The 26,810-nt window shown below is 72.7% G+C and carries 22 protein-coding genes and 2 pseudogenes; 11 read left to right on the plus strand and 13 right to left on the minus strand.

The annotated features are described in order from the left end of the window. The 3 genes from AOK11_RS08605 to AOK11_RS08610 all read left to right on the plus strand — a co-directional run. On the plus strand, nt 1–325 hold a 325-nt coding region (locus AOK11_RS08605), incomplete at its 5' end, for a PDZ domain-containing protein (RefSeq protein ID WP_157869304.1). A 100-nt stretch (nt 326–425) separates the two neighbouring features. Further along, on the plus strand, nt 426–554 hold the full coding sequence (locus tag AOK11_RS46145) for a hypothetical protein (RefSeq protein ID WP_276204810.1): 129 nt from the start codon (nt 426–428) through the stop codon (nt 552–554). A gap of 48 nt (nt 555–602) precedes the next feature. Next, nucleotides 603–1,550, plus strand: coding sequence for an aminoglycoside phosphotransferase family protein (locus AOK11_RS08610; RefSeq protein ID WP_055593060.1), 948 nt, complete (start codon nt 603–605; stop codon nt 1,548–1,550). 56 nt (nt 1,551–1,606) lie between these two features. Here AOK11_RS08610 and treZ read toward each other — a convergent pair whose 3' ends face one another. Then, nucleotides 1,607–3,349 (minus strand): malto-oligosyltrehalose trehalohydrolase, encoded by a 1,743-nt coding sequence (treZ, locus tag AOK11_RS08615; protein ID WP_055593061.1) that lies wholly within the window; start codon nt 3,347–3,349, stop codon nt 1,607–1,609. 181 nt (nt 3,350–3,530) lie between these two features. Between treZ and AOK11_RS08620 the strand changes: the two genes are divergently transcribed. From AOK11_RS08620 to AOK11_RS08630, 3 genes and pseudogenes are all read left to right on the plus strand, one after another. Next, entirely contained in the window at nt 3,531–4,082 is a 552-nt protein-coding gene (locus tag AOK11_RS08620) for a DUF1707 and FHA domain-containing protein (RefSeq protein WP_055593062.1), read from the plus strand. Nucleotides 4,083–4,332: 250 nt separating this feature from the next. After that, nucleotides 4,333–4,833: pseudogene (locus AOK11_RS08625) on the plus strand (hypothetical protein); the annotation flags it as partial. Beyond that, complete coding sequence (locus AOK11_RS08630; RefSeq protein WP_055593064.1) at nt 4,830–5,270, plus strand: SSI family serine proteinase inhibitor; 441 nt, start codon at nt 4,830–4,832, stop codon at nt 5,268–5,270. The pseudogene AOK11_RS08625 and the gene AOK11_RS08630, both read left to right, overlap by 4 nt. 19 nt (nt 5,271–5,289) lie before the next feature. Here AOK11_RS08630 and AOK11_RS08635 read toward each other — a convergent pair whose 3' ends face one another. From AOK11_RS08635 to glgX, 3 genes are all read right to left on the minus strand, one after another. Next, entirely contained in the window at nt 5,290–6,564 is a 1,275-nt protein-coding gene (locus tag AOK11_RS08635; RefSeq protein ID WP_055593065.1) for a M14 family zinc carboxypeptidase, read from the minus strand. Between the two features lie 144 nt (nt 6,565–6,708). After that, nucleotides 6,709–9,117 (minus strand): malto-oligosyltrehalose synthase, encoded by a 2,409-nt coding sequence (gene treY, locus AOK11_RS08640; RefSeq protein WP_055593066.1) that lies wholly within the window; start codon nt 9,115–9,117, stop codon nt 6,709–6,711. Between the two features lie 92 nt (nt 9,118–9,209). Beyond that, nucleotides 9,210–11,405 carry a glycogen debranching protein GlgX gene (gene glgX, locus AOK11_RS08645; RefSeq protein WP_055593067.1) on the minus strand — a complete coding sequence of 732 codons (2,196 nt, stop codon included), beginning with the start codon at nt 11,403–11,405 and terminating at the stop codon, nt 9,210–9,212. Nucleotides 11,406–11,772: 367 nt separating this feature from the next. Between glgX and AOK11_RS08650 the strand changes: the two genes are divergently transcribed. Further along, a complete protein-coding gene (locus AOK11_RS08650; RefSeq protein WP_079034710.1) occupies nt 11,773–13,011 on the plus strand; it encodes an SAV2148 family HEPN domain-containing protein in 1,239 nt (412 codons plus the stop codon). 194 nt (nt 13,012–13,205) lie between these two features. After that, on the plus strand, nt 13,206–14,009 hold the full coding sequence (locus AOK11_RS08655) for a 3'-5' exonuclease (RefSeq protein WP_079034711.1): 804 nt from the start codon (nt 13,206–13,208) through the stop codon (nt 14,007–14,009). A 114-nt stretch (nt 14,010–14,123) separates the two neighbouring features. Here AOK11_RS08655 and AOK11_RS08660 read toward each other — a convergent pair whose 3' ends face one another. Next, nucleotides 14,124–14,990 (minus strand): phosphotransferase, encoded by an 867-nt coding sequence (locus AOK11_RS08660; RefSeq protein ID WP_055593069.1) that lies wholly within the window; start codon nt 14,988–14,990, stop codon nt 14,124–14,126. Between the two features lie 146 nt (nt 14,991–15,136). On the opposite strand from AOK11_RS08660, the pseudogene mgt reads away from it, so the two are divergent. Next, nucleotides 15,137–16,373 (plus strand): annotated as a pseudogene (gene mgt, locus AOK11_RS08665) (macrolide-inactivating glycosyltransferase). Between the two features lie 66 nt (nt 16,374–16,439). Here mgt and AOK11_RS08670 read toward each other — a convergent pair. Further along, a complete protein-coding gene (locus tag AOK11_RS08670; protein ID WP_055593071.1) occupies nt 16,440–18,743 on the minus strand; it encodes an MMPL family transporter in 2,304 nt (767 codons plus the stop codon). A 303-nt stretch (nt 18,744–19,046) separates the two neighbouring features. Here AOK11_RS08670 and AOK11_RS08675 point away from each other — a divergent pair, with 303 nt between their 5' ends. Continuing rightward, entirely contained in the window at nt 19,047–19,652 is a 606-nt protein-coding gene (locus tag AOK11_RS08675; RefSeq protein ID WP_055593072.1) for a DUF1697 domain-containing protein, read from the plus strand. Further along, a complete protein-coding gene (locus AOK11_RS08680; RefSeq protein ID WP_055593073.1) occupies nt 19,645–20,025 on the plus strand; it encodes a nuclear transport factor 2 family protein in 381 nt (126 codons plus the stop codon). The genes AOK11_RS08675 and AOK11_RS08680 overlap by 8 nt, the downstream gene beginning before the upstream one ends. A 22-nt stretch (nt 20,026–20,047) precedes the next feature. Here the strand turns inward: AOK11_RS08680 and AOK11_RS08685 are convergent, their stop codons facing one another. From AOK11_RS08685 to cysC, 7 genes are all read right to left on the minus strand, one after another. Next, nucleotides 20,048–20,785, minus strand: coding sequence for a sirohydrochlorin chelatase (locus AOK11_RS08685; RefSeq protein WP_055593074.1), 738 nt, complete (start codon nt 20,783–20,785; stop codon nt 20,048–20,050). A gap of 7 nt (nt 20,786–20,792) precedes the next feature. Then, a complete protein-coding gene (locus tag AOK11_RS08690) occupies nt 20,793–21,698 on the minus strand; it encodes an ABC transporter permease (RefSeq protein ID WP_055593075.1) in 906 nt (301 codons plus the stop codon). Then, entirely contained in the window at nt 21,685–22,473 is a 789-nt protein-coding gene (locus tag AOK11_RS08695) for an ABC transporter ATP-binding protein (protein WP_055593076.1), read from the minus strand. Before AOK11_RS08695 ends, AOK11_RS08690 begins: the two co-directional genes overlap by 14 nt. 39 nt (nt 22,474–22,512) lie before the next feature. Next, on the minus strand, nt 22,513–23,619 hold the full coding sequence (locus AOK11_RS08700; RefSeq protein WP_055593077.1) for an aliphatic sulfonate ABC transporter substrate-binding protein: 1,107 nt from the start codon (nt 23,617–23,619) through the stop codon (nt 22,513–22,515). A gap of 319 nt (nt 23,620–23,938) precedes the next feature. Continuing rightward, entirely contained in the window at nt 23,939–25,273 is a 1,335-nt protein-coding gene (locus tag AOK11_RS08705) for a sulfate adenylyltransferase subunit 1 (protein ID WP_055593078.1), read from the minus strand. Nucleotides 25,274–25,275: 2 nt separating this feature from the next. After that, entirely contained in the window at nt 25,276–26,220 is a 945-nt protein-coding gene (gene cysD / locus AOK11_RS08710) for a sulfate adenylyltransferase subunit CysD (protein ID WP_388185113.1), read from the minus strand. Between the two features lie 5 nt (nt 26,221–26,225). After that, entirely contained in the window at nt 26,226–26,762 is a 537-nt protein-coding gene (cysC, locus tag AOK11_RS08715) for an adenylyl-sulfate kinase (RefSeq protein WP_055593080.1), read from the minus strand. Nucleotides 26,763–26,810: the final 48 nt, after the last annotated feature.

The following is a 26,810-nucleotide window of genomic DNA, read 5'->3' on the forward strand; positions in this document are numbered from 1 at the left end:
CGCCCCGGCGTCCGCGTCCGTCGTCGCCAGGCTCGGCGTGGAGGTCGTGGACGACCACGGGCCGGGGGCCCTGGTGGCCGGCGTGCAGGTGCCGGGTCCGGGGTTCTCGGCGGGCCTGGTGCGGGGCGACGTGCTCCTCGCTCTCGGCGACACCCGGACCGACACGGCCGCCGACCTGGCGCGCGCGGTCCTCCGGGCGAGACCGGGTGCCGAGGTGCCCCTCACGGTGCGCCACCGCAGCGGCGGCTTCCAGCAGCTCACGGCCGTCCCCGGCTTCGTCACCCGAACACCGGGGAGTGGCACCGCCGGAGTCGGCACGACCTGAAGTGCCTCATCCGGACGAACACGGCCCACCGGCTCGCGCCGCCCCCGCCCGCCGGGCAGGATGCTGCACATAACCCCCGTACCTGCCCCGGGAGGCCCGGATGACCGGAAGTATGTCCGCGTCCCGCACCACACCCGGTGCCGCGTCCCGCACCGCCGCCCACGACATGGCTCGCCCCCGTACGGAGCGTACGGAGCGTGCGGCGGGGGAGACGGTCATAGTGGACTGAACGGCCCCGACGTCCCCTCCCCGCCCACCGAACGACAGCGGCGCGACCATGACCCAGGCACCGACACCCACCGCGGACATCGTCCGCCGGCTGGTCCGTACCCTCCTCAAGGACGAGAGGGACGGCGAGACCGCCGACGGACCAAAGGTGCGGCCCGTCGGCGAGGACGCCGGACCCGCCACCTGGTGGGTCGGCACCCGGCAGGTGCTGCGCCTCGCACTCGACCGGGAGACGAGCATCCGCCGGCGCCGCGAGCTGCGGCTGCGGGACCTTGTCCGCCCGCACGTCCCGGTCGCGGTGCCGTCGAGCGTGGCGCACGGCGAGTGGGCGCCAGGCCTGATCTGCACCCTGGACACCAGGCTGGCCGGCGGGTCGGCGGAGGAGCACCGGGTCTCCGCCGTCGGTGAGACCGATCTGGCCGGGCTGCTCACCGGGTTGCGCGAGGTACCGGTGCGGCAGGCGGAGACGCTCGGTGTGCCGCGTGTCCCCCCGCGTTCCCTGGAGTCCCTGCGCCGGGCCGCCGCAGAGGCCGCCGAACGGCTGGCCGACGCCGACGAGTTCGCCGCCCACCGCATGCGGCAGCTCACCCCCTCCGCCGCCGTTCAGCTCACCGGCCAGTCCGGCTCGCCGGTCCTCGTCCATCACGACCTCACGGGCGCGCATCTCGTGGTCAGCGCCGACGGCCGGGTGCGCGGGGTCCTCGGCTGGGCCGGGGCGGTGGTCGGCGACCCCGCCGAGGACATCGCGGGCCTGGCGCTCGCCGTGGGCTCCCCGGCCGCCGTACGCGCCGCCACCCTCGCCGGCTACGGCGCCCGCCCCTGCCTGCGCGGCCTGTGGCTGGCCCGCTGCGACGCGATCCTGCACCTCGCCGAGGCGCTGGGCGGCGGGGTCACCGGCCCGCTGCCGCCACTGCTGCGCGTCCGGCTGCGCCGGGCCTGGGAGGCGATCCTGCTGGAGCGGGTGACGGACCTCCGCAGCGTGGACGACATGCCATAGCCGCACGTCCGAGCCGCGTGCCATGGCCACACGTCCGAGCCGCGCGCCCCGGGCGTTCACTGCAGCAGCACCACCGCAGACTCGCCGGGCAGGTGCAGCACTCCGTCCGGGCCCGGCGTCCCGACGGGCTCCCAGGCGGCGAGTACGCGCGCGTGCGGGACGCCCAGCGCGATCGCGGCCGGTTCACCGGCCAGGTTCACGGCCACCAGCACGTCCCCGCGCCGGAAGGCGAGCCAGCGCCGGTCCTCGTCGAAGACCACCCTGGTGTCGGCGAGGTCGGGGTCGGGGAGGTCCGGCTGCGCGTGACGCAGCGTGACGAGCTGCCGGTACCAGGCCAGCACGCGCGCGTGGGGCTCGCGTTCCGGCTCCGACCAGTCCAGACAGGAGCGGTCGCGGGTGGCGGGGTCCTGCGGGTCGGGCACGTCCCCCGCGGCCCAGCCGTGCGCCGTGAACTCCCGTCGTCTGCCGTCGCGCACGGCCTCGGCGAGTTCGGGGTCGGTGTGGTCGGTGAAGAACTGCCAGGGGGTGCCCGCCGCCCACTCCTCGCCCATGAACAGCATCGGCGTGAACGGAGCGGTCAGTGTGAGGGCCGCGGCGCAGGCCAGCAGGCCGGGGGAGACCAGTGCGGCCAGCCGGTCGCCCCGGGCCCGGTTGCCGATCTGGTCGTGGGTCTGGCTGTAGCCGAGGAGGCGGTGCCCGGCGATCCGCGTACGGTCCAGGGGTCGCCCGTGCCGCCGGCCGCGGAACGAGGAGTACGTGCCGTCGTGGAAGAAGCCGCCGGAGAGCGTCTTGGCGACCGCCGCGAGCGGGGCACGCGCGAAGTCGGCGTAGTAACCCTGCGACTCACCGGTCAGCGCGGCGTGCAGGGCGTGGTGGAAGTCGTCGTTCCACTGTGCGTGCAGCCCGTGACCGCCGTCCGCGCGGGGCGTGACGTACCGGGGGTCGTTCCGGTCCGACTCGGCGATCAGGAACAGCGGCCGGCCGGTGTCGGCCGACAGGGCGTCCACGGCCGTCGCCAGCTCCTCCAGGAAGGGGTAGGCGCGCGTGTCCGCCAGCGCGTGCACCGCGTCCAGACGCAGTCCGTCGATCCGGTAGTCCCGCAGCCACGCCAGCGCACTCTCCACGAGGTACGTCCGCACCTCGTCCGAGCCGGGGGCGTCCAGGTTGACGGCGGCGCCCCACGGAGTGTGGTGGGTGTCGGTGAAGTACGGGCCGAACCGCGGAAGATAATTCCCGGAGGGCCCCAGATGGTTGTGCACCACGTCGAGGACGACGCCCAGCCCCAGGGAGTGCGCCCGGTCGACGAACCGTTTCAGTGCCTCGGGTCCCCCGTACGGCTCGTGCACCGCCCACAAGGAGACCCCCTCGTACCCCCACCCGTGACGGCCGGGGAAGGGACACACCGGCATCAGCTCCACATGGGTGACGCCCAGTCCGGCGAGATGCTCCAGCCGCTCGGCGGCGGCGTCGAACGTGCCCTCGCGCGTGTACGTGCCCACGTGCAGTTCGTACAGGACGGCACCGGGCAGCGGGCGCCCGTCCCAGGCCGCACGCCAGGCGAACGCGTCGTGGTCGACGACGGCGCTCAGCCCGTCGGGCCCGTCCGGTTGCCGGCGCGAGCGCGGATCGGGCAGTACCGGCCCGCCGTCCAGCGCGAAGCCGTACCGGGAGCCGTCCCGCGCGTCCGCCTCACCCCGCCACCACCCCTCCCGTTCCGGATCGCGCGCCAAAGGGCGCGTGACGCCGTCGCACTGGAGCGTCACGTCGTCGGCCTGCGGTGCCCACACCTCGAACTGCACGGACGGTTCCCCTTCGTCTGCTCACCGTGATGTAGCTCGTACATCGTGCTGCATCGGAGAGCGATCCGCCGGTGAATGTTCCCTTTGCGGCGGGTGTCGCCGCATCGGGAGCGGGGACGGCCGTGCGGTGCTTCGGCCGTCTCCTGGACAGTCCGGCCCGTACTGGCCGACAATCAGCAGCGTGACGTCGTCATTCGAGTTCAACACGTACCCCGCGCGGCTCTCCGACGTGGAGCGCGACAAGGCGCTGAAGGTACTGCGGGACGGCGCCGCGGTGGGGCGGCTGTCCCACGACACGTTCATCCGGCGCATGGAGCTGGCGCTCGCGGCGCGGTGCCCCGAGGAGCTCGTCCCGCTCACCGCCGACCTGCCCACCGAGGGCCGCTTCTCGCGCCTGCTGTTCTCCTCCGTGGAGGCGGTCTCCGGGTTCACGGTACGGCTGCGCGGGGCATGGCGGGCCGAGCGGCTGCCGAAGCTGCTGCTGCCCCATCCGGCGACCGCCCACCCGTTGCGCATAGGGCGCGACCCCGCCAACGGGCTGAGGCTCCACCACGAAACGGTCTCCCGCGTGCACGCGGAACTCCGTCGACAGGGCGGCCTGTGGGTGCTGCGGGACCTCGGTTCCACCAACGGCACGACGGTGAACGGGCGTCGGGTGGTCGGCGCGGCCGTCGTCCGGGAGGGCGACCAGATCGGCTTCGGACGGATGACGTACCGGCTCACGGCGAACTGATCGTCCGCACACGGCCGGACGGGTCGCGGCGTCCACGGGCGCGCCGGAAGATCGTCGAACTCCCTTTGCTCTCCATGGTGTTGACGTGCCCCCGAAGCGGTGACTCACTGCAGGCGTCCGGCGCACTCCCCGTGAAGGGTGAGTTGACGAACCGACGGCGCCACTTCGTGGAAGTGTGCCCTGACGTCCCTCCCGCGCTGTCCGACCGCCGACGAGCCGGTCACGCGGGCCGCCGCCCTCGTGACCGGGAGCCCCCGGCGCGGCGCGGCTGCTCGCCCCGGTCGACGACCATGTGCTGATCTGCCCCGGACTCGCCGACGCCTGGGACCCCGACACCAGGACCCGCGGCGCCGGGCTCTCCGGCCCCGGGCACAGCACAGGGGACCCCGGCACCGGCGACGGGGGCGGCCGCCCGTTCCCGCTCATGAAGACCGCCCGGCCGACCGCGCTCACCGTCGCCGGCCGACGGCCGGCGCTGCGCACCGTGGGACTGCTGCACCAACTGGTCACCACCGCCGGCCGCGATCCGGCGGGGGCGCTGCCGGAACTGGACCGGCTCATCGACGCGCGGTGCGCCGACTACCGGGACATCCGCGAGACACACCGGATCCCGGTCGCACGTCAGGTCGAGTACCGGACACGGGTCGTGGTCGCCGTGTTCGAGCCGGCCGTGCGGCACCCGGGCACATCTTCCCGTTCGGGTGAGCCGGGCTGGGGTTCCGGCACCGTCGTGCCGATGCATCCGGAATGACGTACACCTCACTGAAAGCGGTACGGGGCGCGCTGCTGGCGGCGACCGCCTTCCTCGCCTGCCTCGCCCCCACTCCCGCGCAGGCGGACCCCGGCCCCGCGGGCGCCGACACCTCCGACACCTGGCTCGTCCTCGGCGTCGACCGGGGCGAGACCCGGACCGGCACGGCATCCGGCCACCTGCTCCTCTGCGACCCGCCCCAGGGCCATCCGCGGGCGGCCGACGCCTGCGCGGAACTCGCCGCGGTGAACGGGCGCATCACCGGCATTCCGGCCCGGGACACGTACTGTCCGATGGTTTACGCCCCGGTGACCGCACGCGCGCACGGGCAGTGGCGGGGACAGCCGGTCGAGTACACGGAGACCTTCTCGAACCGGTGCATGATGGAGGCCCGGACCGGCTCCGTGTTCGCCCTGGACGGGCCGCAGCCCTCCTGAGGTCGTGGGAGCGGGCGATTCAGCCCGTTCCCGTTCCCGTACCCGCGCGGGCGTGCAGCGCCGCCGCCACGACCGTGCGGACCTGATGCTCCACCTGGTGCGCCACGGGCACCCGGCGGGCCCGGAAGTGCGCGGCGAACGAGTCGCTCCACAAGGCGACCAGGCGCTCCAGCCGCGCCGCCGCGTGCGGCTCGCTCTCCCGCAGTTCCCGCCGCAGCATCGCCGCCGCCCGCAGCGGCACCCGGCGCGTGAACGCGTCCACGCTGCTCACATACGCCCTGGTGCCGTCGGGCGGCCGGGTGCCGACCAGGTCTCCGGCCAGCCCCGGCACCAGCTCCAGCCCCCAGGTGGTCGCCCGCAGCAGCGGGCCACCGGCGGTACCGGCGCCCTCCATGGCCCCGGGGCGGACCTCCTCCAGCACCTGCCGCACCTCGCGCGCGTCCCGCAGCAGCCGGTCCGCGAGATGCCGCAGCGCCTCGGCCGGAGCCGGATGCGGCTCCGGATCGTCCACCAGGCCGCCGGCCCACATCGGTACCTCGACGACCGCCGTCAGACCGCCGTACCGGTGCGGGCGGTACCAGGTGCTGTGCCGCGCGTCGTCCGGCAGGCTCGGATACACCGGACCGGCCTCCGCCGCGGGCATCACCCGCACCCCGGGACCGGACACCGGCCAGCCCGCCGCGTCCGAGGCGCCCGTCTCCACCGGGATGTGCAGTTCCGCGGCGGACTTGCCGAACGGCTCGGCGAGCCCCGGCACGTCCCTCGTCAACTGGACCCAGCTGCCGCCCAGATCGGTCCCGTGCAGCGACACCTGGAGGTAGGGCCGCAGCTCGTCGATGACCCCGGTCAGGGCCAGGGTCTCGGGCGGCAGCCGGTCGGGCGGCAGGACCGACGGGGCCCACTCCGGCTGTTCCCGGCCGGCAGGACGGAAGAAACCCAAGTGATAGTCGTACAGGCTGTCCGGGTCCGTCGCCGTATGGAGGCTCGCTCCGTCGGGGTCCGCGCACAGCAGGAAGTGCCAGGACGTGTCGTCCCGCAGCTCCCGCTCCGCCACGACCCGCCGGGCCAGCGCGAGCAGGGTGCCCCCGCCGGCCGGCTCGTTGGCATGGGCACCCGCGACCACCAGCACGGCACGCCGGGCGTGGCCCACGGACAGCAGGTGCAGCGGCCGCCCCGCGCGGGAGAGTCCCACCTCCCGCAGGACGCACAGGCCGGGCCGCCGGGCCGTCAGCGCGCGGGAGGAACAAACGAGTTCGGCCACCGTCGGGTGGCGCAGCTCCGGCAGGAGACCCACCCCCCGTCAATCACCCGTCGTCGCACACCGCAGTACCCCACGGCCGCGGACCGGTGTCAAGGGTGCGACGGGGGAGGCCGAAGGGGGTGCACACGGCGCATATGACCGGCACCTCCGCGGCCGTGTCCCACCCGGGGCACGGTCCTACGCCACGCCCGGCTCCCCGACCTGTTCCAGCAGTGCCACCGGTGACCGCTCGAACAGCTCCGCCACGCGCGCGTGCCCGGTGAACTCCCGTCCGGGCTCCAGCACGTCGGCCCACCGGCCCGGTGGCAGCGCCAGCCGGGTCTCCCGCCAGCCACCCGCCTCCGTCAGCCGCAGCGACAGCCGGGTCACGGCGGTCAGCACCGCCCCGGACCGCACGAACGCCAGGCAGTGCGCCGCCCCGGGTCCCTCGGCGGCCAGCGGTTCGTACGACGCCGTGTCGCCGAACACCTCTGGCCGCCGCGCCCGCAACCGCAACGCGGCCCGCGTCACCGCCGCTTTGCCGCTGCCGCTGTCGGCATCGTCCGCGCCGTCCTTGCCGTCCGTCCCTTTGGCCGGGAAGTCCACCGCGCGCCGGTTGTCCGGGTCCACCAGGGCCCGGTACTCGAACTCGGTGCCCTGGTAGACGTCGGGCACGCCCGGCATCGTCAGATGGACCAGGGCGGCGCCCAGCACGTTCGCGCGGATGTACGGCTCCAGCGAGGCCCGGAACCGCGCGACCCGTTCGCCCGTGGCCCCGCACGGCCCCGCCGCCACGAACCGGGCCACCGCCTCCTCGTACGCCGGTTCCTGCTCCGTCCAGCTCGTGTGCATGCCCGCCTCGCGCACGTGCTTGAGCAGGGCGCCCGTCACCCGCTCCGGATCGGCCGGGCCCAGTCCGAACACCGTCTGCCAGGCCGCCCACGCCAGCTGCGGGTCCGGTACGCCCGCGCCGACGTGGGTCACCTCCGCCAGGACGTCCGCCCACGGTCCGGGGCACTCGGTGAGCACATGGAGCGCGGCCCGCACATCGGCGCTGCGCTTGGTGTCGTGCGTGGAGACGACGGTGCCGGTCGCCGGCCAGTCGCGCTGCACGCGCGCGCAGTACGCGTGGAACCGCTCCGGGGACAGCGCCGGAGCGCCGGGGTTGTGGCCCACCTCCGTCGCCGACAGCAGCGGCACGTAGCGGTAGAACGCCGTGTCCTCCACCGACTTGGCCCGCAGTGCCGACGCGGTCTGCGCGAACCGCGTACGGAACTCCACCTGCCCCGGCCCGTCGCCGTACCGCCCGAGCACCAGATCCCGTACGACGTCCACCGCCCCGGCCTCCTCGGGGACGGCGAAGGCGCGCCGGGCGGCGGCCGCGGCCTCCTCGGTGACCACACCGGCCGGGTCCACGGACGCGTAGGGCCGGTACACCTCGAGCCGGACCAGCAGTTCCTCGAGCGCGGTGCGCAGGGCCCAGGGCGCGCGGTCGCGCAGCGCGGGCTCGGGGGAGGCCGTGCACAGGCAGTGGGCCACCCGGGTCAGCCGGTCGACCTCGGTGGCCAGCTCGTGCGTGAGCACCTTGTACGCGGCCCGCCGCACCGTCGCCTCCCACTCGCCGCCCCGGTCCGGCTGCGGCGCCGTGAACCGCCGGTACTGGCCGAGCAGTTCCCCGGTCCCCGCCGGATCCGTGAACAGGCCGTCCACGTGCCGCAGGGCGTCGTAACCGGTGGTGCCCGCGACCGGCCAGGAGGCGGGAAGCGGCTCGCCGTCGGCGAGGATCTTCTCCACCACGGTCCAGCGGCCCCCGGTCGACTCGTGCAGCCGCCGCAGATACCCGTCCGGGTCGGCGAGCCCGTCCGGGTGATCGACCCGCAGCCCGTCGACGACCCCCTCGCGCAGCAGCTGGAGGATCTTGGCGTGGGTGGCCTCGAACACCTCGGGGTCCTCCACGCGCACGCCGATCAGCTCGGAGATGCTGAAGAACCGGCGGTAGTTGAGCTCGGTGCGGGCCAGCCGCCACCACACGGGGCGGTACCACTGGGCGTCCAGGAGCTGGGGCAGCGGCAGGTGGGCGGTGTCCTCGCGCAGCGGGAACGCGTGGTCGTGGTAGCGCAGCACATCGCCGTCCACCTTCAGACGGCCGAGCTCGGCGCCGAGCGGTCCGCCCAGCACCGGCAGCAGCACCTGACCGTTCTGCGCCTCCCAGTCGATGTCGAACCACCGCGCGTGGCGCGACGAGGGCCCCTCGCGCAGCACCTCCCACAGGGCCCGGTTGTGGCGCGGGGACATCGCCATGTGGTTCGGGACGATGTCCACGACCAGGCCGAGACCGTGCTCCCGCGCGGTGCGCGACAGGTCCCGCAGCGCCTGCTCGCCGCCCAGTTCCTCGCGCACGCGCGCGGGGTCCACCACGTCGTAGCCGTGCCGCGAGCCCGGCACCGCCTCCAGGACCGGCGACAGGTGCAGATGGGACACGCCGAGCGAGGCCAGGTACGGCACGGCGGCCGCCGCGGCGGCGAACGGGAAGTCGGGCTGCAACTGCAGCCGGTACGTGGCGGTGGGCACCGAGGGCTCGGATCGCTCAGGTCGCTCAGAGGTCATGCAGACCTACGTACCCGCCCTGCCGCCCTTCCTGTCAACAGTCCCTCCGCTGCCGCGGCACCGTCCGCGCCACCCCTCCACGCCGCTGTCCGTCACACCGGCCGCTGGAGCACCGTCAGGCTCCGGTCGGTCAGCGTCAGCCGGGTGCCGGCCCGTACCTTCGGACCGGTGCCCGGCGGTACGCCGTCCTCGCGGGCGGTGTCGACGACCACCTGCCACTGCCGGCCGTGGTCGACGGGCACCACGAACTCCAGTGGGCCGGGGGAGGCGTTGAACATCAGCAGGAACGAGTCGTCCGTGATCCGCTCCCCGCGCCGGCCGGGCTCCGAGATCGCGTTGCCGTTGAGGAACACCGTCAGCGCCGAGGCGCGCGCCTGGTCCCAGTCCCGCTGGGTCATCTCCGTCCCCTCGGGGGTGAACCAGGCGATGTCGGACAGGTCGTCGTGGGTGCCCTCGACCGGCCGTCCGTGGAAGAAGCGGCGCCTGCGGAAGACCGGGTGGTTCTTGCGCAGCCACACCATCGCGCGCGTGAAGGCCAGCATCCGCAGGCGGGCGTCGTCGCCGCCGTCCGCACCGTCGTCCCCGCCGGTGTCGCCGTCGGGCGTCTCCCGCTGGTCCCGGCGCCGCCGCTCCTCCCGCTCCGAGGGCCAGTCGAGCCAGGCCAGCTCGTTGTCCTGGCAGTAGGCGTTGTTGTTGCCGCGCTGGGTGCGGGCCACCTCGTCGCCGTGACTGATCATCGGCACGCCCTGGGAGAGCATCAGCGTGGCGACGAAGTTCCGCATCTGCCGGGCCCGCAGCCGCAGCACGTCCGGGTCGTCGGTGTCGCCCTCGACACCGCTGTTCCAGGAGCGGTTGTGGCTCTCGCCGTCCCGGTTGTCCTCGCCGTTGGCGGTGTTGTGCTTGTCGTCGTACGAGACCAGGTCGTGCAGGGTGAAGCCGTCGTGGCAGGTCACGAAGTTGATCGAGGCCAGCGGGCGGCGCCCGTCGTCCTGGTACAGGTCGGACGAGCCGGTCAGCCGGGAGGCGAACTCGGCGAGCGCGCGCGGCTCGCCCCGCCACAGGTCCCGCACGGTGTCCCGGTACTTGCCGTTCCACTCGGTCCACAGCGGCGGGAAGTTGCCCACCTGGTAGCCGCCCTCGCCCACGTCCCACGGTTCGGCGATCAGCTTCACCTGGGAGACCACCGGGTCCTGCTGCACCAGGTCGAAGAACGACGACAGCCGGTCCACCTCGTGGAACTGCCGTGCCAGGGTCGCCGCGAGGTCGAAGCGGAACCCGTCGACGTGCATCTCGGTGACCCAGTACCGCAGTGAGTCCATGATCATCTGGAGGACGTGCGGGGACCGCATGAGCAGGGAGTTCCCGGTGCCCGTCGTGTCCATGTAGTAGCGGGGGTCGTCGGTCAGCCGGTAGTACGAGGGGTTGTCGATGCCCTTGAAGGACAGCGTCGGGCCCAGGTGGTTGCCCTCGGCGGTGTGGTTGTAGACGACGTCGAGGATGACCTCGATCCCGGCCTCGTGCAGCGCCTTCACCGCCGACTTGAACTCCAGCACCTGCTGACCGCGGTCGCCCCAGGACGCGTAGGCGTTGTGCGGGGCGAAGAATCCGATGGTGTTGTAGCCCCAGTAGTTGTTCAGGCCCATGTCCACCAGGCGGTGGTCGTTGACGAACTGGTGAACCGGCATCAGCTCCAGTGCCGTCACGCCGAGTTCCGTCAGGTGCTCGATCAGCGCCGGGTGCGCGAGGCCCGCGTAGGTGCCGCGCAGTTCCTCGGGCAGCCCCGGGTGGCGCATGGTGAGGCCCTTGACGTGCGCCTCGTAGATCACGGTGTGGTGGTATTCCGTCCGGGGCAGCCGGTCGTCGCCCCAGTCGAAGTACGGGTTGACCACGACCGACGTCATCGTGTGCGGGGCGGAGTCCAGGTCGTTGCGCCGGTCGGGCGCGTCGAAGTGGTAGCCGTACACCTCCTCGCCCCACCGGACCGAACCGCTGATCGCACGCGCGTACGGGTCGAGCAGCAGCTTCGCCGAGTTGCAGCGCAGCCCCCGTTCGGGGGCGTACGGCCCGTGGACGCGGAAGCCGTACCGCTGTCCCGGCATGATGCCGGGGAGGTACACGTGCCGTACGAACGCGTCGCTCTCGCGCAGTTCGACCGCCGTCTCGGAGCCGTCGTCGTGCAACAGACACAGCTCTGCTCGGTCCGCGGCCTCCGTGAAGACCGCGAAATTCGTGCCGGCGCCGTCGTACGTGGCACCGAGGGGATACGCCTCGCCAGGCCAGACCTGCATGGACACGACTCTTTCAGGTGTACGGCTCCGGTGGGGGCGCCTTGGCCCGGAGCGTTGGCGTGTCGCCCTGTTGCGATGTTCTTGTCGTACCGCTTGTAGGGTCGGCGGCCGTGCCGTCGTCGCGCCGCCGCCGACGCGTCCTTCCCACGTGGGCCTCCGGTTCTCCGCGAGCGCGTCAGAGCCGCAACATCTGTGCGCACCCTGTGACTTCGTCCACTTCCGGCGGACAGGCATACCAGAACAGTGGTGTGGAAGAAGGAAGTTGAGAAACGGCACCGTCATCGGGCTGCACCGCACGCCGCAAGCGGAGTACTCTCCTTGATCGTTGGGGCTGGGAGTGCTCGGGGGAGTGGAAGGCGGTGCGCGGGTGGGCTCGGGAGGGCTGGAGCTGCCCCCTGGTGGCGAGGGTCACGAGGGGAACTCCACGGACGTCCCGCCCGGTGCGGTGTCCCTGGCGCGGCCGATGGACGCGGGCTCGATCGGGCCGGACCTGGACTGGGGCGTCGACGCCTGGCGCGAGGTGCGGACCCGTGCCCAGCGGGCCGGCCGCGCCTACATATGGCTGAACCTCGTCGAACAGCGGCTGCGCTCGGTCGTGGCCGCCGTGCTGCGGCCCGTCTACGAACCCGTCCACGGCGACGACTGGGTGGTCGCCGCCGCCGGACCCGCCGGGCAGGAGTGGGTGCAGCGCGCGGTCGCGGTGCGCGAGGTCAGCCGCCGCAAGGGCTATCTGCTCGACCCGGCCGACGACAACGTCCTCTCCTTCCTCACGCTGCCGCAGCTGCGGGAGCTGATGGTCCAGCACTGGCCCTGTTTCGAGCCGTACTTCGACGACCGCCGGGACGTCGAGCTCGCCCTGGACGAGCTCGAGGTGACCCGCAACGTCGTCTCCCGCAACCGGGCACTGTCCGAGGCGGTGCTGAACCAGGCCGAGCGGGCCTCCGCGCGGCTGCTGGAGATGCTCGGCGCGGATGGGGACGTGCCGTCCGCCCGCCGGCTGCCCGTCGACGCGGTGGAGGACCTGGTCGGCGACCGGTACGCGGACGTGGTCGCCGTCCACCCCGACCGGGTGCGGCTGCTGCGCCAGTTCCCGGCCGAGGACATCTTCGGCGGCGCCCGCCGCCTGGACGCCATCGGCATAGGCCTCAACCTGCTGGTGCAGAACTTCTCCGGGCGCCGCCTGGTGCGGCTCGCCGAGGCCGGCTGCCGGGTGCGGCTGCTGTTCCTGAACCCGGCCTCCAGCGCGGTCAAGCGTCGCGAGCGCGAGCTCGGTCTCAAGCGCGGGGAGCTGGGCCGCGCGGTCGAGATGAACATCCTCCACATGCGCCGGGTGCGGTCCCGGCTGCGCGACCCGGGCGCCTTCGAGATCCACGTGTACGACGAGACGCCCCGCTGTACGGCGTACCTCGTCGACGGGGACGGCGCCGACGGCGTCGGCGTGGTGCAGAACCATCTGCGCCGGGCCCGGGGGATGGAGGCGCCGGTGCTGGTGCTGCGCAACGGCAGCAAGGTGGTCAAACCGGGCGAGATCGAAGAAGGCGGACTGTTTCCCACGTACCGCGAGGAGTTCGAGCAGATGTGGGTGGATTCGCGACCGGTGTCGTGAAGTGTCCGCGCTCGCGAACGGGACGCGACCCTCGGGTTGTCAGTGGTGCGTGCGAAGGTAAGAACCACTGGGGGAACGCACCGCACAGAAGGGGGGCCACCCATGGGCTGGCACCGGGAGCCGCTGATCGGCTTCGGCCTGGAGACGACGGGCACCGACCCGCGCGAGGCACGCACCGTCACGGGGGCCGTGTGATGAGCTGGATCACTGGCCCCTTGGCGGCCTTCGACCTGGAGACCACGGGTACGGACATCGAGACCGATCGCATCGTCACCGCGGCGGTCGTGCGACTGGAGCCGGACGGGGCCGTTTCGGCGGAGCGGACCTGGCTGCTCGATCCCGGGGTGGCGATACCCGAGCAGGCTTCGGCGATCCACGGCATCTCGACGGACCATGCCCGCGAGCACGGAGTCCCGCCGTCGTCCGCGGTCGAGGACATCACCCGGGCCGTCGCCGAGGTCCTGCGCTCAGGGACGCCCCTGGTCGTGATGAACGCGCGCTACGACCTGTCCTTGCTGGACCGTGAGTGCCGGCGGTACGGGCTGGAGCCGGTCACCGAGCGGCTGGGCGGCGTGCCCTCGCCGGTCATCGATCCCCTGGTGCTCGACAAGCACGTCGACAAGTACCGGAGGGGAAAGCGTGCCCTGCACGCGTTGTGCGCGCACTACGGAGTGTCGCTCGACGACGCACACGACGCGAGGGCGGACGCGGTGGCTGCCGCCCGGGTGGTGCGACGCATGGGCGAGAAGTACCAGCGCGTCGGGACGATGCCCTTGACGGACCTGCATGAGCTCCAGGTGCGCGCGGCGGCCGAGCAGGCGGCCTCTCTGCAGGCGTACCTGCGGCGGACCACGGACCCGGCGGCAGTCGTCGAGCCGGCTTGGCCGGTCGTCCCGCGGAGCCGGCGATCCGGGCCGGCCGAGGCCCCCCGTGAGGGGGAGCCCGGCGGCCGGGCGGCTGCGCCGCTGTCCAGGACCGCCCCCGGGCACGTGCCTTAGGAGGAGCGCGGAGCCGTCTCCGCCGGCGGCTTTCCCCGCCGCGCGGTTGCCGCGGACGGGCGCCCGCCGGCCGGATTCCGCGTGTCGCACCGAATCAGAACGTGTCGCACCGGATCAGAAGGGGTACCAGCGGACCGTCGGGTCGCCGTCGCGCAGGGACGCCACGCGGCGCTCGAACTCGGCCAGGGCCTTCGGGTTGCTCGGGGCGTGCTGGGCGACCCAGGCGCAGCTGGCAGTCTCCCGCGCGCCGCGCAGCACCGCGCAGCCCTCCCACTCGCGCACGTCCCAGCCGTAGGTCTCGGTGAAGGACGCGTACGCCTGCGCCGCCAGCCCGTAGCGGTCGTGGGAGAGGGCCATGACCACCAGGTCGTGCTCGCGCAGATCCGCGGAGAAGGTCTCCAGGTCGACCAGGACCGGCCCGTCCGGCCCGACGTGCACGTTCCGGGGCAGCGCGTCCCCGTGGATCGGGCCCGGCGGCAGGTGGGGCGTCAGGGCCGCGGCGGCGGCCGCGAAACCGTCCCGCCGCTCCCGCAGATACGCCGCGTCCTTCGGGGCGATCACCTCGCCCGCGAGCCGCAGCCAGCGTTCCACGCCGCCCAGCAGCTCCCGGGGCGGCAGCCCGAAGGCGGGAGCGGGAAGGGCGTGGACCACCCGCAGCAGCGCGGCCAGGTCCCGGGGTTCGGCGGGCCGCACCGGTTCGGGCAGCCGGTGCCAGACCGTCACCGGGTGGCCGTCGACGAGCAGTGCCCGCGGTTCGGCCGCCCGCACCGCCGGCGCGCCCTCCTCGGCCAGCCACAGCGCGATCGACAGCTCCCGGCGGGCGCGTTCCAGCAGACCGCTGTCGCGGCCGACCTTGACGACCAGGTCACCGGCCGCGAACACCGCGTTCTCGCCCAGGGCGAGCAGCCGCGCGTCCCCGGCCGCGCGTCCCGGCAGCACGTCCGCCGCCACCAGGACGTCCCGCGCCCGTGCCTCGTCCATCCGCCCGCCTCCGTGGCTGTGCCTGTGCTCCTGTGTGCCGTCGGCCAGTGTCCCATTCGCACAGGTCGGCGATGTGCGCGGTGCCCGCCGGTGGTGGGCCGAGGGCGGGGCGGCTGTCGCGGGAGCCGTCGTGCACCCCCAACCGATTGCACGAGACGTATCGTCTCGTTTAGGGTTCGGGGCATGACCAGCCCCGCTCACATCGCCATGTTCTCCATCGCCGCCCACGGCCACGTGAACCCGAGCCTCGAAGTGATCCGCGAGCTCGTGGCGCGCGGCCACCGGGTGACGTACGCGATCCCCCCGGTCTTCGCGGACAAGGTCGCCGGGACCGGCGCCGAGGTGAAGCTCTGGAACTCCACCCTCCCCGGGCCCGAGGACGACCCGGAAGCCTGGGGCACCACCCTGCTGGACAACGTCGAACCGTTCCTCGACGACGCCGTCCAGGCCCTCCCGCAGCTGGCGAAGGCCTACGAGGGGGACACCCCCGACCTGGTGCTGCACGACATCACCTCGTACCCGGCACGCGTGCTCGGCCACCGCTGGGGCGTGCCCGTGGTCTCCCTCTCGCCGAACCTCGTCGCCTGGGAGGGGTACGAGAAGGAGGTCGGCGAGCCGATGTGGGAGGAGCCGCTCAGGACCGAGCGCGGCCAGGCCTACTACGCCCGCTTCCACGCCTGGCTGGAGGAGAACGGCATCACCGAGCACCCCGACCCGTTCGTCGGCCGGCCGGCCCGCTCCCTCGTCCTGATCCCCAAGGCGCTCCAGCCGAACGCCGACCGGGTCGACGAGAACGTGTACAGCTTCGTCGGGGCCTGCCAGGGCGACCGCGGCGCGGAGGGGGAGTGGCAGCGGCCTGCCGGTGCGCGGAAGGTCGTCCTGGTGTCGCTCGGATCGTCGTTCACCAAGCAGCCCGGCTTCTACCGGGAGTGCCTCAAGGCGTTCGGTGACCTGCCCGGGTGGCACCTGGTGCTCCAGATCGGCAAGCACGTCGACCCTGCCGAGCTGGGCGACGTACCGGCGAACGTCGAGGTGCGGTCCTGGGTGCCGCAGCTCGCGGTCCTGAAGCAGGCCGACCTGTTCGTCACCCACGCGGGCGCCGGCGGCAGCCAGGAAGGGCTGGCCACGGCCACGCCGATGATCGCCGTACCGCAGGCCGTGGACCAGTTCGGCAACGCGGACATGCTCCAGGCCCTCGGCGTCGCCCGGCACCTCCCGGCCGAGGAGGCCACCGCCGAGGCCCTTCGCGCGGCCGCCCTGGACCTCACCGGCGACCCGGAGATCGCCCGCCGGCTGAAGGAGATCCGGGCCGGGATGGCCGAGGAGGGCGGCACCCGCAGGGCGGCCGACCTCATCGAGGCGGAGCTGCCGCGGCGCGGCTAGCGAGAACGGGGAAGGGGCACGGCTGGAATGCCGTGCCCCTTCCCCCGCCCTCACCGCGGCCGCGGATCAGACCCGCACCCGCTCGCCCTCGTCCGCGCCGTGGTCCGTGCCCGTACCCCGGCCCGAGCCCTGGTCCACGCCGCCCTTCGCCACCGGCGCGCCTGCCCCCGCCCCCGTCGGTGACTCGTCGTGGGTCAGGTCGGGCATCCGGTGCAGCCACTTCGGCAGGTACCAGTTGCGCTCGCCGAGCAGCGCCATCACCGCCGGGAGCAGCACGCCCCGGATGATCGTCGCGTCGATGAGCACCGCCGCCGCCAGACCCACGCCCATCTGCTTCATGGACTGCATGGACAGCGTCCCGAAGATCCCGAACACGGCGACCATGATGACCGCGGCGCTGGTGATGACACCGGCCGTGGTGACCACACCGTGCTGGATCGCGTCCCGCGTCGTACGGCCCCGCAGACGGGCCTCGCGGATCCGGGAGACCACGAACACGTGGTAGTCCATCGACAGGCCGAACAGGATGACGAAGAGGAACAGCGGCAGCCAGGTGATGATCGCGCCGACCCCCTCGGCGCCCACCAGGGACGCGCCCCAGCCGTGCTGGAAGACGGCCACCAGGATGCCGTAGGCCGCGCCCACCGACAGCAGGTTGAGCACGATCGACGTGATCGCGATCGTCAGCGAGCGGAACGACACCAGCATCAGCAGGAAGGCGAAGACCACCACGAAGACGAAGACCGGGACGACCGAGCCGACCAGCTGGTCGTTGAAGTCCTCGGAGCCCGCGACCTGCCCGGTGACCGGCGCCTCCAGACCGTCCACCGTGCCCAGCGTGGCGGGCCGTACCTCGTCGCGCAGCGTGTGCAGGCTCTCGGCCGCCCTGTCCTGGTCGGAGCCGCCCACCAGCGGCACGTACACGAAGGCGACGTTCTGCCCCTCGTGCACCCTCGTCTCGACCGGGCCGTTCGAGGCGCCCGAACTCACCGCCTGCTCACGGAAGTCGGCCAGCGCGGCCCGTACCTCCGGGGAGTTGATGTCGTCCGCCCTGACGACCACCTCGGCCGGCTCCGCGCCGCCCGGGAACGCCTCGTTGACCCGGTTGTACGTCTGCACGATGGGCAGCGAGTCCCCGAACTCCTGGTCCAGCGTGAGGTTCTGGGTCTTCATGCCGACCGCGGGAGCGGCCACCGCCAGCAGCGCGCCGGTCGCCACCGCGGCGGCGAGCAGCGGCTTGGCGAGGACACGGCGCAGGACGGCCGTCCAGATCCGGCTGTCGTTGCCGCTGCCCGAGGTGCGCCGGCGCAGGAACGGCAGCCGGCCCTTCTCGACCCGCTCGCCCAGCAGCGACAGCAGCGCGGGCAGCACGGTCACGGAGCCCACCATGGCGACCGCCACGACCATCAGCGAGGCCAGGCCCATCGCCTCGAACTCGGCGAGCCCGGTGAACAGCATGCCCGCCATGGCCACACAGACCGTCACACCGGAGACGACGATCGCCCGGCCACTGGTCGCGGCGGCGATCCGCAGCGCCGTCTGCGCGTCGTGGCCGGCGGCCCGCTCCTCGCGCTCGCGGCGCAGGTAGAACAGGCAGTAGTCGACGCCCACGGCCAGGCCGACCAGCAGCATCACGGAGTTGGCGGTCTCGCTCATCGGCTGCAGATGACTGACCAGGCCCATCAGGCCCATCGTCGCCATGATCGCGGTGATCGCCAGTGCCACCGGCAGCAGCGCGGCCACCAGTGCGCCGAAGGCGATCAGCAGGATGCCGAGGGCCACCGGGACCGCCGAGTACTCGGCCTTCTTGAAGTCGTCGCCGAACGCGTCGTCGAACGTCTTCATCATGCTGGCGCCGCCGATCTCCTCGATCCGCAGCGCGTCGTGGTCCTTCTGAACCCCCTCCACGGCCTTCAGCACCGGCTCGACCCGCTCGGCGGCGGTGTCGGAGTCGCCGCGCATGTCGAACTGGACCAGCGCGCTGCGCCCGTCCTCCGAGATCGTGCCGCTCTCGTACGGCGTGGTCACCTCCGTGACCCGACCGGTCTTCTCGACCGCCGTGACGACCGCGGTGACCGCGGCGCGGAACTCGTCGTCCGTGGCCGACAGTCCGTCGTCCTTGGCCTGCACCAGTACGGTCTCACCGGCCGGCTCCTCGATCCCGGCGTCCTCGACGATCCGGGCGGCGGTCCGCGTCTCCCCCTTGAGCTGGTCGCTGTCGCCGACGTCGACCCGGCCGGCCGCCGAACCGAGGCCCATCGCCAGCACCACGAACAGCACCCAGATACCGACGGCCGCCCATCGGTGCCGGGCGCTCCAGCCGCCGGCACGGGCGGCGAAACCCCTTACCCGTGCATCTCCGTTCCTCATGACGGGCTCGCTCCCTCGTGCACGACAGCGACCTGTGCCGCCGCCTTCCACATTCGAAGCTAGGGGCCGGACAAGAACGTCTCGTCGTGCTGACCGGTGAAGCTCCGGGCGCGGAACTCATCCCCTCGGACTTCGTCCCCTCCCCACTGGGGAGGAGGGGACCCCTACATCTACCGGGGGTTCTCCCGGGGGCGTGATCAGGGTGCGGGACGGCCGTCAGGACGCCCGCGCTGCCGCACTCCGCGCGGACACGGCCGTCGTGCCCACTCCCAGGGGGCACGACGGCCGTCCTATCGTGTGCGGATGGCGACGACATACGCGGCACTGCTGCGCGGCATCAACGTGGGCGGCAGGAGAAAGGTCCCCATGGCCGAACTCCGCACCCTGCTGGAGGGCCTCGGCCACGACGCCGTACGCACCCACCTCCAGAGCGGCCAAGCCGTGTTCACCACCGGGAGCGGCCGACCGGAGGGCCGGGAAGCGGGCGAGGACGGGGGCGAGGACGCGGGAGAGAACGCGATCGAGGACGCACTGGCCGCCGAACTCGCCGACGCCGTCGAGCGGCACTTCGGCTTCGCCGTCGACGTGATCGTGCGCGACCACGCCTACCTGCGGGCGATCGTCGACGACTGCCCTTTCCCGGCCGCCGAGTCGGCGCCCAAGCAGCTCCACGTCACCTACTTCTCCGCCGCCGTCGACGCCGACCGCTTCGCGGACGTCGACCGGGCCGCCCATCTGCCCGAGGAGTTCCGCCTCGGCGACCGCGCCCTGTACCTGTACGCCCCGGACGGCCTGGGCCGCTCCAAGCTCGCCGAGCGCCTGGCCAGGCCCCGGACCACCAAGGGCGTCGTCGCCACCACCCGCAACTGGAACACCGTCGTCAAGCTCATGGAGCTCACCCGTGACTGACCCGTACACCGCCGACGCCGCCATCGAGGCCGAACTGAAACTGCTGGACCCCGAGGTACGCCGCTCGCCCCGACGCGTCGGGGAGCTGCTGCACCCGGAGTTCGTGGAGATCGGCGCGTCCGGACGGGTCTGGGACCGCGACGCGATCATCGCCCTGCTCGCCGGCGAGCGCGATGCGGGGGGCCTCACCGGCACCGTCTCCCGGATGAAGGCCGTACAGCTCGCGCCCGACACCGTCCATCTCACCTACGACACGGACCACAACGGCCGGCGTGCCCACCGCAGTTCCCTGTGGCGCCGCACCGGCCGGGACTGGCTGCTCTACTTCCATCAGGGGACGCCGTACGACTCGCACGCGGTGACCGGCGGCTGACGCCCACCACCACCCCGAGGCCTCAGGCCCCCACGGCGGCCGGCATCGGCACCCGTGCCGCGTCGTACCGCTCCAGCAGCACCCGCGCCACCTCCGGCGCCGGGCCGAGAACGTCCGCCAGGACGTCCGCCTCCACCGCGCCCCGTGCGATGCGGTCCGGGAGGAACCCCGGGGCCAGCACGTACGGGGCCACGGCGACGCGCTCGCAGCCGAGGGCGAGCAGTTCGCGCACCGCGTCCTCGGTGCGGGGCAGGGATGCGGAGGCGAACGCAGGCCGCACGGCGCACCAACCGGTGTGCCGCCACTCCCGCGCGATTGCTGCGATCACTGCGATCGCCTCCGGGTCGGTGGACCCCGCCGAGGCCAGGACGACCCCGGTCGAGGACTTGTCGGCGGGCGTGAGGCCCGCCTCGTACAGCCGACGCTCCAGCGCGGCCAGGAGCAGGGGCGACGGGCCCAGGACGTCCGCCTGGCGGATGCGCAGCCGCGGGTCCGAGTCCGCGAGGACCGCCGGGATGTCCGCCTTGGCGTGGAAGGCGTGGGTCAGCAGCAGCGGGAGGGCCACCACGTCACGCACGCCCTCCGCCGCGAGGGAGTCCAGCACCCCCGGCACGGAGGGGACGGCGAAATCGAGGAAGCCGGTCTCCACGCGCAGCTCCGGCCGCAGCGACCGTACCCGCCGCACCAGGGCGTGCACGGTCGCCGCGTGCCGGGGGTCGCGGCTGCCGTGGGCGATGACGAGAAGAACCGGACGGTGCATGATCGGATCAGTCCTTCACCAGCAGGCCGCGGCTGCGCAGCACCCACCGCTCCAGCGGACTGAAGATCAGCAGGTCAATGGCGATACCGACGGTCAGGATCAGCAGGATCGCCTCGAACACCATGGCCATGTCGCTCGCGTTGCGCCCGTTCTCCAGCAACTGCCCGAGACCGATGCCGAGGTCGGGGAACGACGCGATGATCTCCGCGGCCATCAGTGAGCGCCAGGAGAACGCCCAGCCCTGCTTCAGCCCCGCCACATAGCCGGGCAGCGCGGCCGGGAGCACGATGTGCCAGGTGCCCTTCAGCCCCGTCGCGCCCAGCGTGCGGCCGGCCCGCAGGAACAGCGGCGGCACCTGATCGACGCCGGAGACCAGGCCGTTGGCGATCGAGGGGACCGCGCCGAGCAGGATCACCGCGTACATCATCTGGTTGTTCAGGCCCAGCCAGATCACGGCCGGCGGCACCCATGCCACCGACGGCAGGGACTGCAGCCCGGACAGGATCGGGCCGAGTGCCGCGCGCACGAACCTCACCCGCGCCACCAGCAGTCCCAGCGGCGTACCGATCAGCAGCGCGAAGAAGAAGCCGAGCAGACCGCGCGAGACGCTGGTCCAGATGTAGCCGAGCAGTTCGCCCTGGAGCCACGCGTCCTGCACCACGCTCCACACGGCGCCCGGCGAGGGCAGCTTGGACGGATCGTCGACGATCCTGAAGGAGACCAGCGCCTGCCACACGGCCAGCACCAGGGCGACGGCGAGGACGGGCGGCAGGATCTTCTGAACGAAGGTCTGGCGCCACGGCTTGCGGGCCTGCTGCCTCGTCTCCAGCGCGTCGAGCCCCGCCTCGAGACCGGCGAGGTCGTTCACGTCCTTCGGGTGCGCGTCCTTCGCGGTGGTGTCAGTGCTGGCCATGTCGGCGGATCTCCCCACGGAGTTCTTCGGTGATCTCGACGGACAGTTCCGCGACCGCGGCGTCCTCGATACGGCGCGGGTGCTCGATGTCCACCGTCCACTCGCGGGCGATCCGGCCCGGCCTCGACGACAGCAGCACCACCCGCTGCGCCAGCCGGACGGCCTCACGCACGTTGTGCGTGACGAACAGGACGGACACCCGGGTCTCGCGCCAGATCCGGGTCAGCTCGTCGTGCAGCACGTCCCGGGTGATGGCGTCCAGCGCCGCGAACGGCTCGTCCATCAGCAGCAGCTTGCTCTCCTGGGCGAGCGCGCGGGCCAGCGCGACCCGCTGGCGCATACCGCCGGACAGCTCGTGCACCCGCTTGCCGTGGGCGCCCCCCAGCCGGACCAGCTCCAGCAGTTCCTCGGCCCGGCCGCGCCGCTCGGCCTTCGGCACGCCCCGCAGCTTCAGGGCGAGTTCGATGTTCTTGCCCGCCGTCAGCCACGGGAACAGCGCGTGCTCCTGGAACATCAGCGCCGGGCGGCCGTCCGTGCTGATCGCGCCGGCGCTGGGCGCGTCGAGGCCCGCGACCAGGTTGAGCAGCGTGGACTTGCCGCAGCCCGAGGCGCCCAGCAGGGTGACGAACTCGCCGGGGGCGACATCGAGCGTGATGTCGTCCAGTACGAGCTGCTGCCCGGCCGGGCCCGCGAACGACTTCGAGACATGCTCGATCCGGGCGGCATGGGTGGCCGCCTCGGTGCCGTCGGCGGCCTTGGCGAGGGTCGTGGCCATGGTCGTCACCTCCTGGGACGTTTCTTCGGGGTTCCGGGATCAGCCGACGCCGAGACCGGCGTCGTCGACGGCGGGCGCGCCCTCGGCCGCGAGGACCTTGTTGAGGGGCTCGAGGTCGTAGATGCCGTTCAGGTCGGGCCGCTCGAGCAGGCCCGCGTTCACGGCGTGCTCCGCCTGGGCGCCGAGGGTGGCTGCCAGCGGGTCGTCGGTGAACCGGATCGACTTCCACGCCGGGTCCAGTACGCCGGCGGGCAGTGCCTTGCCGGAGTCGGCCGCCAGCTGCTCGTTGGCGGCGGCCTTCGCCTCGCCCGGGTGTTCGTTGATCCACCGGTTGGTGGAGACCGACGCCTCGAGGACCGCCTCGACGGCCTTCGGGTGCTTCTCCAGGAACTCCTGGCGCGCGACGAGGTTCGTGATGACGAACTGCTCGTCCGGCCACAGGGAGGCCTCGTCCAGCAGGACCTTCCCGCCCTCGGCGACCAGCTTCGACGCGGTGGGTTCCGGTACCCACGCGCCGTCGACCGACCCGGCCGCGAAGGCGTCCGGGGTGACCTTGTTGTCGCTGCGGACGACCGTGACGTCGCCCTTGCCGCTCTGCGCGTCGACCGTCCAGCCCTGCTCGGCCGCCCAGTTGAGGAACGCCACGTCCTGCGTGTTGCCGAGCTGCGGTGTCGCGATCCGCTTGCCCTCGACGTCCTCCACGGACTTCACCCGGTCCGGGTTCACCACCAGCTTCACCCCGCCGGACGCCGAACCGCCGATGATCCGCAGGTTCCTGCCCTGCGACTTGGCCCAGCCGTTCACCGCCGGTGACGGCCCGATCCAGGCGATGTCGATGGAGCCGGAGTTGAGCGCCTCGATCGCGGACGGCCCCGCGTTGAACACCGCGTACCGGGCCTCGGTCGCGCCGAGCTCCTTCTGGAAGAAGCCCTTCTGCTTGCCCACCAGCGCGGTCGCGTGGGTCAGATTGCCGAAGTGGCCGATCCTCACCGCGTCGAGGCCGTCGGTCTTCCGCGCCCCGGCCGCGATGCCGGCGCCGGCGCTCTCCTCGGCCTGGGAGCCGTAGCCGCACCCGGCCAGGGCGAGCAGGACCAGCGCGGCCGTCACGGCGAACGCGCGGCGCGGTGCGGCGGGGGTGACAGGCACGGGAGGTGTTCCTCTCGGGGGCCCGGCGGTCACGTACTCGGCTGGTCGTACTCAGCCGGTCGTGGCCGGGGGATCGGCGGGTTTTCGGCGGTGGCGGCGCGGGACCGGGACACGCGAACGGTGCGCGCGCCCCCGGTGCTCCGGGAGCGTCACGCACATCGCGCGACCCCGCCCTGCCCGCTTCCCGTACGCCCGCCGCCGATCCGGCCGCCTTCTTTGGCGAAGGTGGCGAAGACGTCGAGGGGACGCGCCGCCGGCAGTCCCGTCGACGTCGTCGGGAGCCCTGGCGCAGGCGGTTCTGCCGTAGGCAGTTCCATGGTCAGAAGTCCCATCCGTCGTCCTCGGACGCGTCCTTGACCGGGTCCGGCGCGGCGAAGGACTCGCCGGCCATGCCCGCGGTGAGCGTGGTGCCGTCGTTCGGGTCGATCAGGATGAACGAACCGGTGCGCCGCGAGTCCGCGTACGAGTCGGCCGGCAACGGCTCGGCGGTACGGATCTTCACCCGGCCGATGTCGTTGGCGACGAGCGTGCCGGGGTGCGGGTGCAGCGACAGGTCGTCCAGCGTCAGCCGGGCCGGAATGTCCTTCACGATCGCCTTGACCGTCCGGGTACCGTGCTTGAGCAGCACCCGGTGGCCGACCGTCAGCGGCTGGTCGGCGACATGGCAGACGGTGGCCTCGACGTCCTGCGTGACGGCCGGCGCGTCCTTGCTCGGGACGAGCAGGTCGCCTCGGGAGATGTCGATGTCGTCCGCCAGCAGCAGCGTCACCGACTGCGGCGTCCAGGCCGCCTCGACGAGCGTGCCCAGCAGGTCGATCCCGGTGATCGTCGTGGTCCGGCCGGACGGCAGCACGGTCACCTCGTCACCCGTACGGAACGTGCCCGCGGCGATCTGACCGGCGTACCCCCGGTAGTCGGGGTGCTCGGCGCTCTGCGGCCGGATCACGTACTGCACCGGCAGCCGGGCGTGGCAGTGCGCCAGGTCGTGGCTGACCGGCACCGTCTCCAGGTGCTCCAGCACCGTCGGGCCGCCGTACCAGTCCATGTGCGCGGACGGCTCCACGACGTTGTCGCCGACGAGCGCCGAGATCGGGATCGCGGTGACCTCCGGGACGCCCAGCTCCGTCGCGTACGCCGTGAACTCCTCGGCGATCCGCGCGAACACGGTCTCCTCGTAGTCCACCAGGTCCATCTTGTTGACGGCGAGCACGACGTGGGGCACGCGCAGCAGGGCGGCGATGGCCGCGTGCCGCCGGGTCTGCTCGACCACGCCGTTGCGGGCGTCGACGAGGATGACGGTCAGCTCCGCGGTGGAGGCACCGGTGACCATGTTGCGGGTGTACTGCACGTGGCCCGGAGTGTCGGCGAGGATGAACCGGCGCCGCGGCGTGGCGAAGTAGCGGTACGCCACGTCGATGGTGATGCCCTGTTCCCGCTCGGCCCGCAGCCCGTCGGTGAGCAGGGCGAGGTCGGGGGCCTCCTGGCCCCGGCTCGCCGACACCCGCTCCACGGCCTCCAGCTGGTCGGTGAGGACCGACTTGGAGTCGTGCAGCAGCCGGCCCACCAGGGTGGACTTGCCGTCGTCGACGGAACCGGCGGTGGCGAACCGCAGCAGGGTGGTCTCCGCGAGCGCCTCGCTCGTGATCGTGCTCATGTCTAGAAGTACCCCTCGCGCTTGCGGTCTTCCATCGCGGCCTCGGAGAGCTTGTCGTCGGCGCGGGTGGCCCCGCGCTCGGTCAGCCGGGAGGCGGCGATCTCGGTGATCACCTTCTCGATGGTGTCGGCCCCGGAGTCGACCGCGCCGGTGCAGGACATGTCGCCCACCGTCCGGTAGCGGACGAGCCGCTTCTCGACACTCTCGCCGTCCTTCGGGCCGCCCCACTCGCCGGCGGTCAGCCACATGCCGCCCCGCTGGAACACCTCGCGGTGATGGGCGTAGTAGATCTCCGGAAGTTCGATGTTCTCGCGGGCGATGTACTGCCACACGTCCAGCTCGGTCCAGTTGGACAGCGGGAAGACCCGGACGTGCTCGCCGGGCGCGTGCCTGCCGTTGTAGAGGTTCCACAGCTCGGGCCGCTGGCGGCGGGGGTTCCACTGGGAGAACTCGTCGCGCAGCGAGAACACCCGCTCCTTGGCGCGGGCCTTCTCCTCGTCCCGCCGGCCGCCGCCGAACACGGCGTCGAACTTCTCGGCGGCGATCTTCTCGGTGAGGGGCACCGTCTGCAGCGGGTTGCGGGTGCCGTCGGGGCGCTCGCGCAGCACACCGCGGTCGATGTAGTCCTGCACCGAGGCGACGTGCAGCCGTAGCCCGTGCCGGGCGACCGTGCGGTCGCGGTAGTCGAGGACCTCGGGGAAGTTGTGCCCGGTGTCGACGTGCAGCAGTGAGAAGGGGACCGGCGCCGGGGCGAAGGCCTTCAGCGCCAGGTGCAGCATCAGGATGGAGTCCTTGCCGCCGGAGAACAGGATCACCGGGTTCTCGAACTCGCCCGCGACCTCGCGGAAGATGTGCACCGCCTCCGACTCGAGGGCGTCGAGGTGGGAGAGGGCGTACGGGCCGGCCGCACCGCCGGTGCCCTCGTCGCCGGTCGCGACCGTGGCCACGGTTGTCATGCCAGTCCCCTTTCGCTCAGCAGGGCGTGCACCGCCGCGGCGGATTCCTGGACGGTCTGGTGCTGCGACTCGATGCGCAGATCGGGGGAGACGGGAGCCTCGTACGGGTCGTCCACGCCGGTCAGCCCGGTGAGTTCACCCGCGGCCTGCTTGGCGTACAGCCCCTTCACGTCGCGTACGGAGCACACCTCGACCGGGGTCGCCACGTGCACCTCGACGTACGACGTGCCGTTCGCCCCGTGCCGCTTGCGGACCGCGTCCCGGCTGTCCGCGTAGGGCGCGATGACCGGGACGAGCGCGGTGACGCCGTTGCGGGCGAGCAGTTCGGCGACGAATCCGATGCGCTGCACGTTGGTGTGCCGGTCCTCGCGGCTGAAGCCGAGGCCCGCGGAGAGGAACTCGCGGATCTCGTCGCCGTCGAGCAGTTCGACCCGGCGGCCCTGCTCGCGCAGCCGGCCGGCCAGTTCGTGGGCGATGGTGGTCTTGCCGGCGCTCGGCAGACCTGTGAGCCAGACGGTGGCTCCGGTCGTCACGTCGGTCTCCTGGTTCGTAGAGGGCGTGGGGGGCGCCGAGGGCGCGGG

Origin of the sequence: Streptomyces hirsutus (assembly GCF_001418415.1) — a bacterium.
Lineage (GTDB): Bacteria > Actinomycetota > Actinomycetes > Streptomycetales > Streptomycetaceae > Streptomyces > Streptomyces hirsutus.

Coding starts and splice junctions, on each gene's coding strand:
- AOK11_RS46145 (WP_276204810.1), top strand. CDS start 426: ATGACCGGAAGTATGTCCGCGTCCCGCACCACACCCGGTGCCGCGTCC.
- AOK11_RS08610 (WP_055593060.1), top strand. CDS start 603: ATGACCCAGGCACCGACACCCACCGCGGACATCGTCCGCCGGCTGGTC.
- AOK11_RS08630 (WP_055593064.1), top strand. CDS start 4,830: ATGACGTACACCTCACTGAAAGCGGTACGGGGCGCGCTGCTGGCGGCG.
- treY (WP_055593066.1), bottom strand. CDS start 9,117: ATGACCTCTGAGCGACCTGAGCGATCCGAGCCCTCGGTGCCCACCGCC.
- glgX (WP_055593067.1), bottom strand. CDS start 11,405: ATGCAGGTCTGGCCTGGCGAGGCGTATCCCCTCGGTGCCACGTACGAC.
- AOK11_RS08655 (WP_079034711.1), top strand. CDS start 13,206: ATGAGCTGGATCACTGGCCCCTTGGCGGCCTTCGACCTGGAGACCACG.
- AOK11_RS08660 (WP_055593069.1), bottom strand. CDS start 14,990: ATGGACGAGGCACGGGCGCGGGACGTCCTGGTGGCGGCGGACGTGCTG.
- AOK11_RS08670 (WP_055593071.1), bottom strand. CDS start 18,743: ATGAGGAACGGAGATGCACGGGTAAGGGGTTTCGCCGCCCGTGCCGGC.
- AOK11_RS08675 (WP_055593072.1), top strand. CDS start 19,047: ATGGCGACGACATACGCGGCACTGCTGCGCGGCATCAACGTGGGCGGC.
- AOK11_RS08685 (WP_055593074.1), bottom strand. CDS start 20,785: ATGCACCGTCCGGTTCTTCTCGTCATCGCCCACGGCAGCCGCGACCCC.
- AOK11_RS08690 (WP_055593075.1), bottom strand. CDS start 21,698: ATGGCCAGCACTGACACCACCGCGAAGGACGCGCACCCGAAGGACGTG.
- AOK11_RS08695 (WP_055593076.1), bottom strand. CDS start 22,473: ATGGCCACGACCCTCGCCAAGGCCGCCGACGGCACCGAGGCGGCCACC.
- AOK11_RS08705 (WP_055593078.1), bottom strand. CDS start 25,273: ATGAGCACGATCACGAGCGAGGCGCTCGCGGAGACCACCCTGCTGCGG.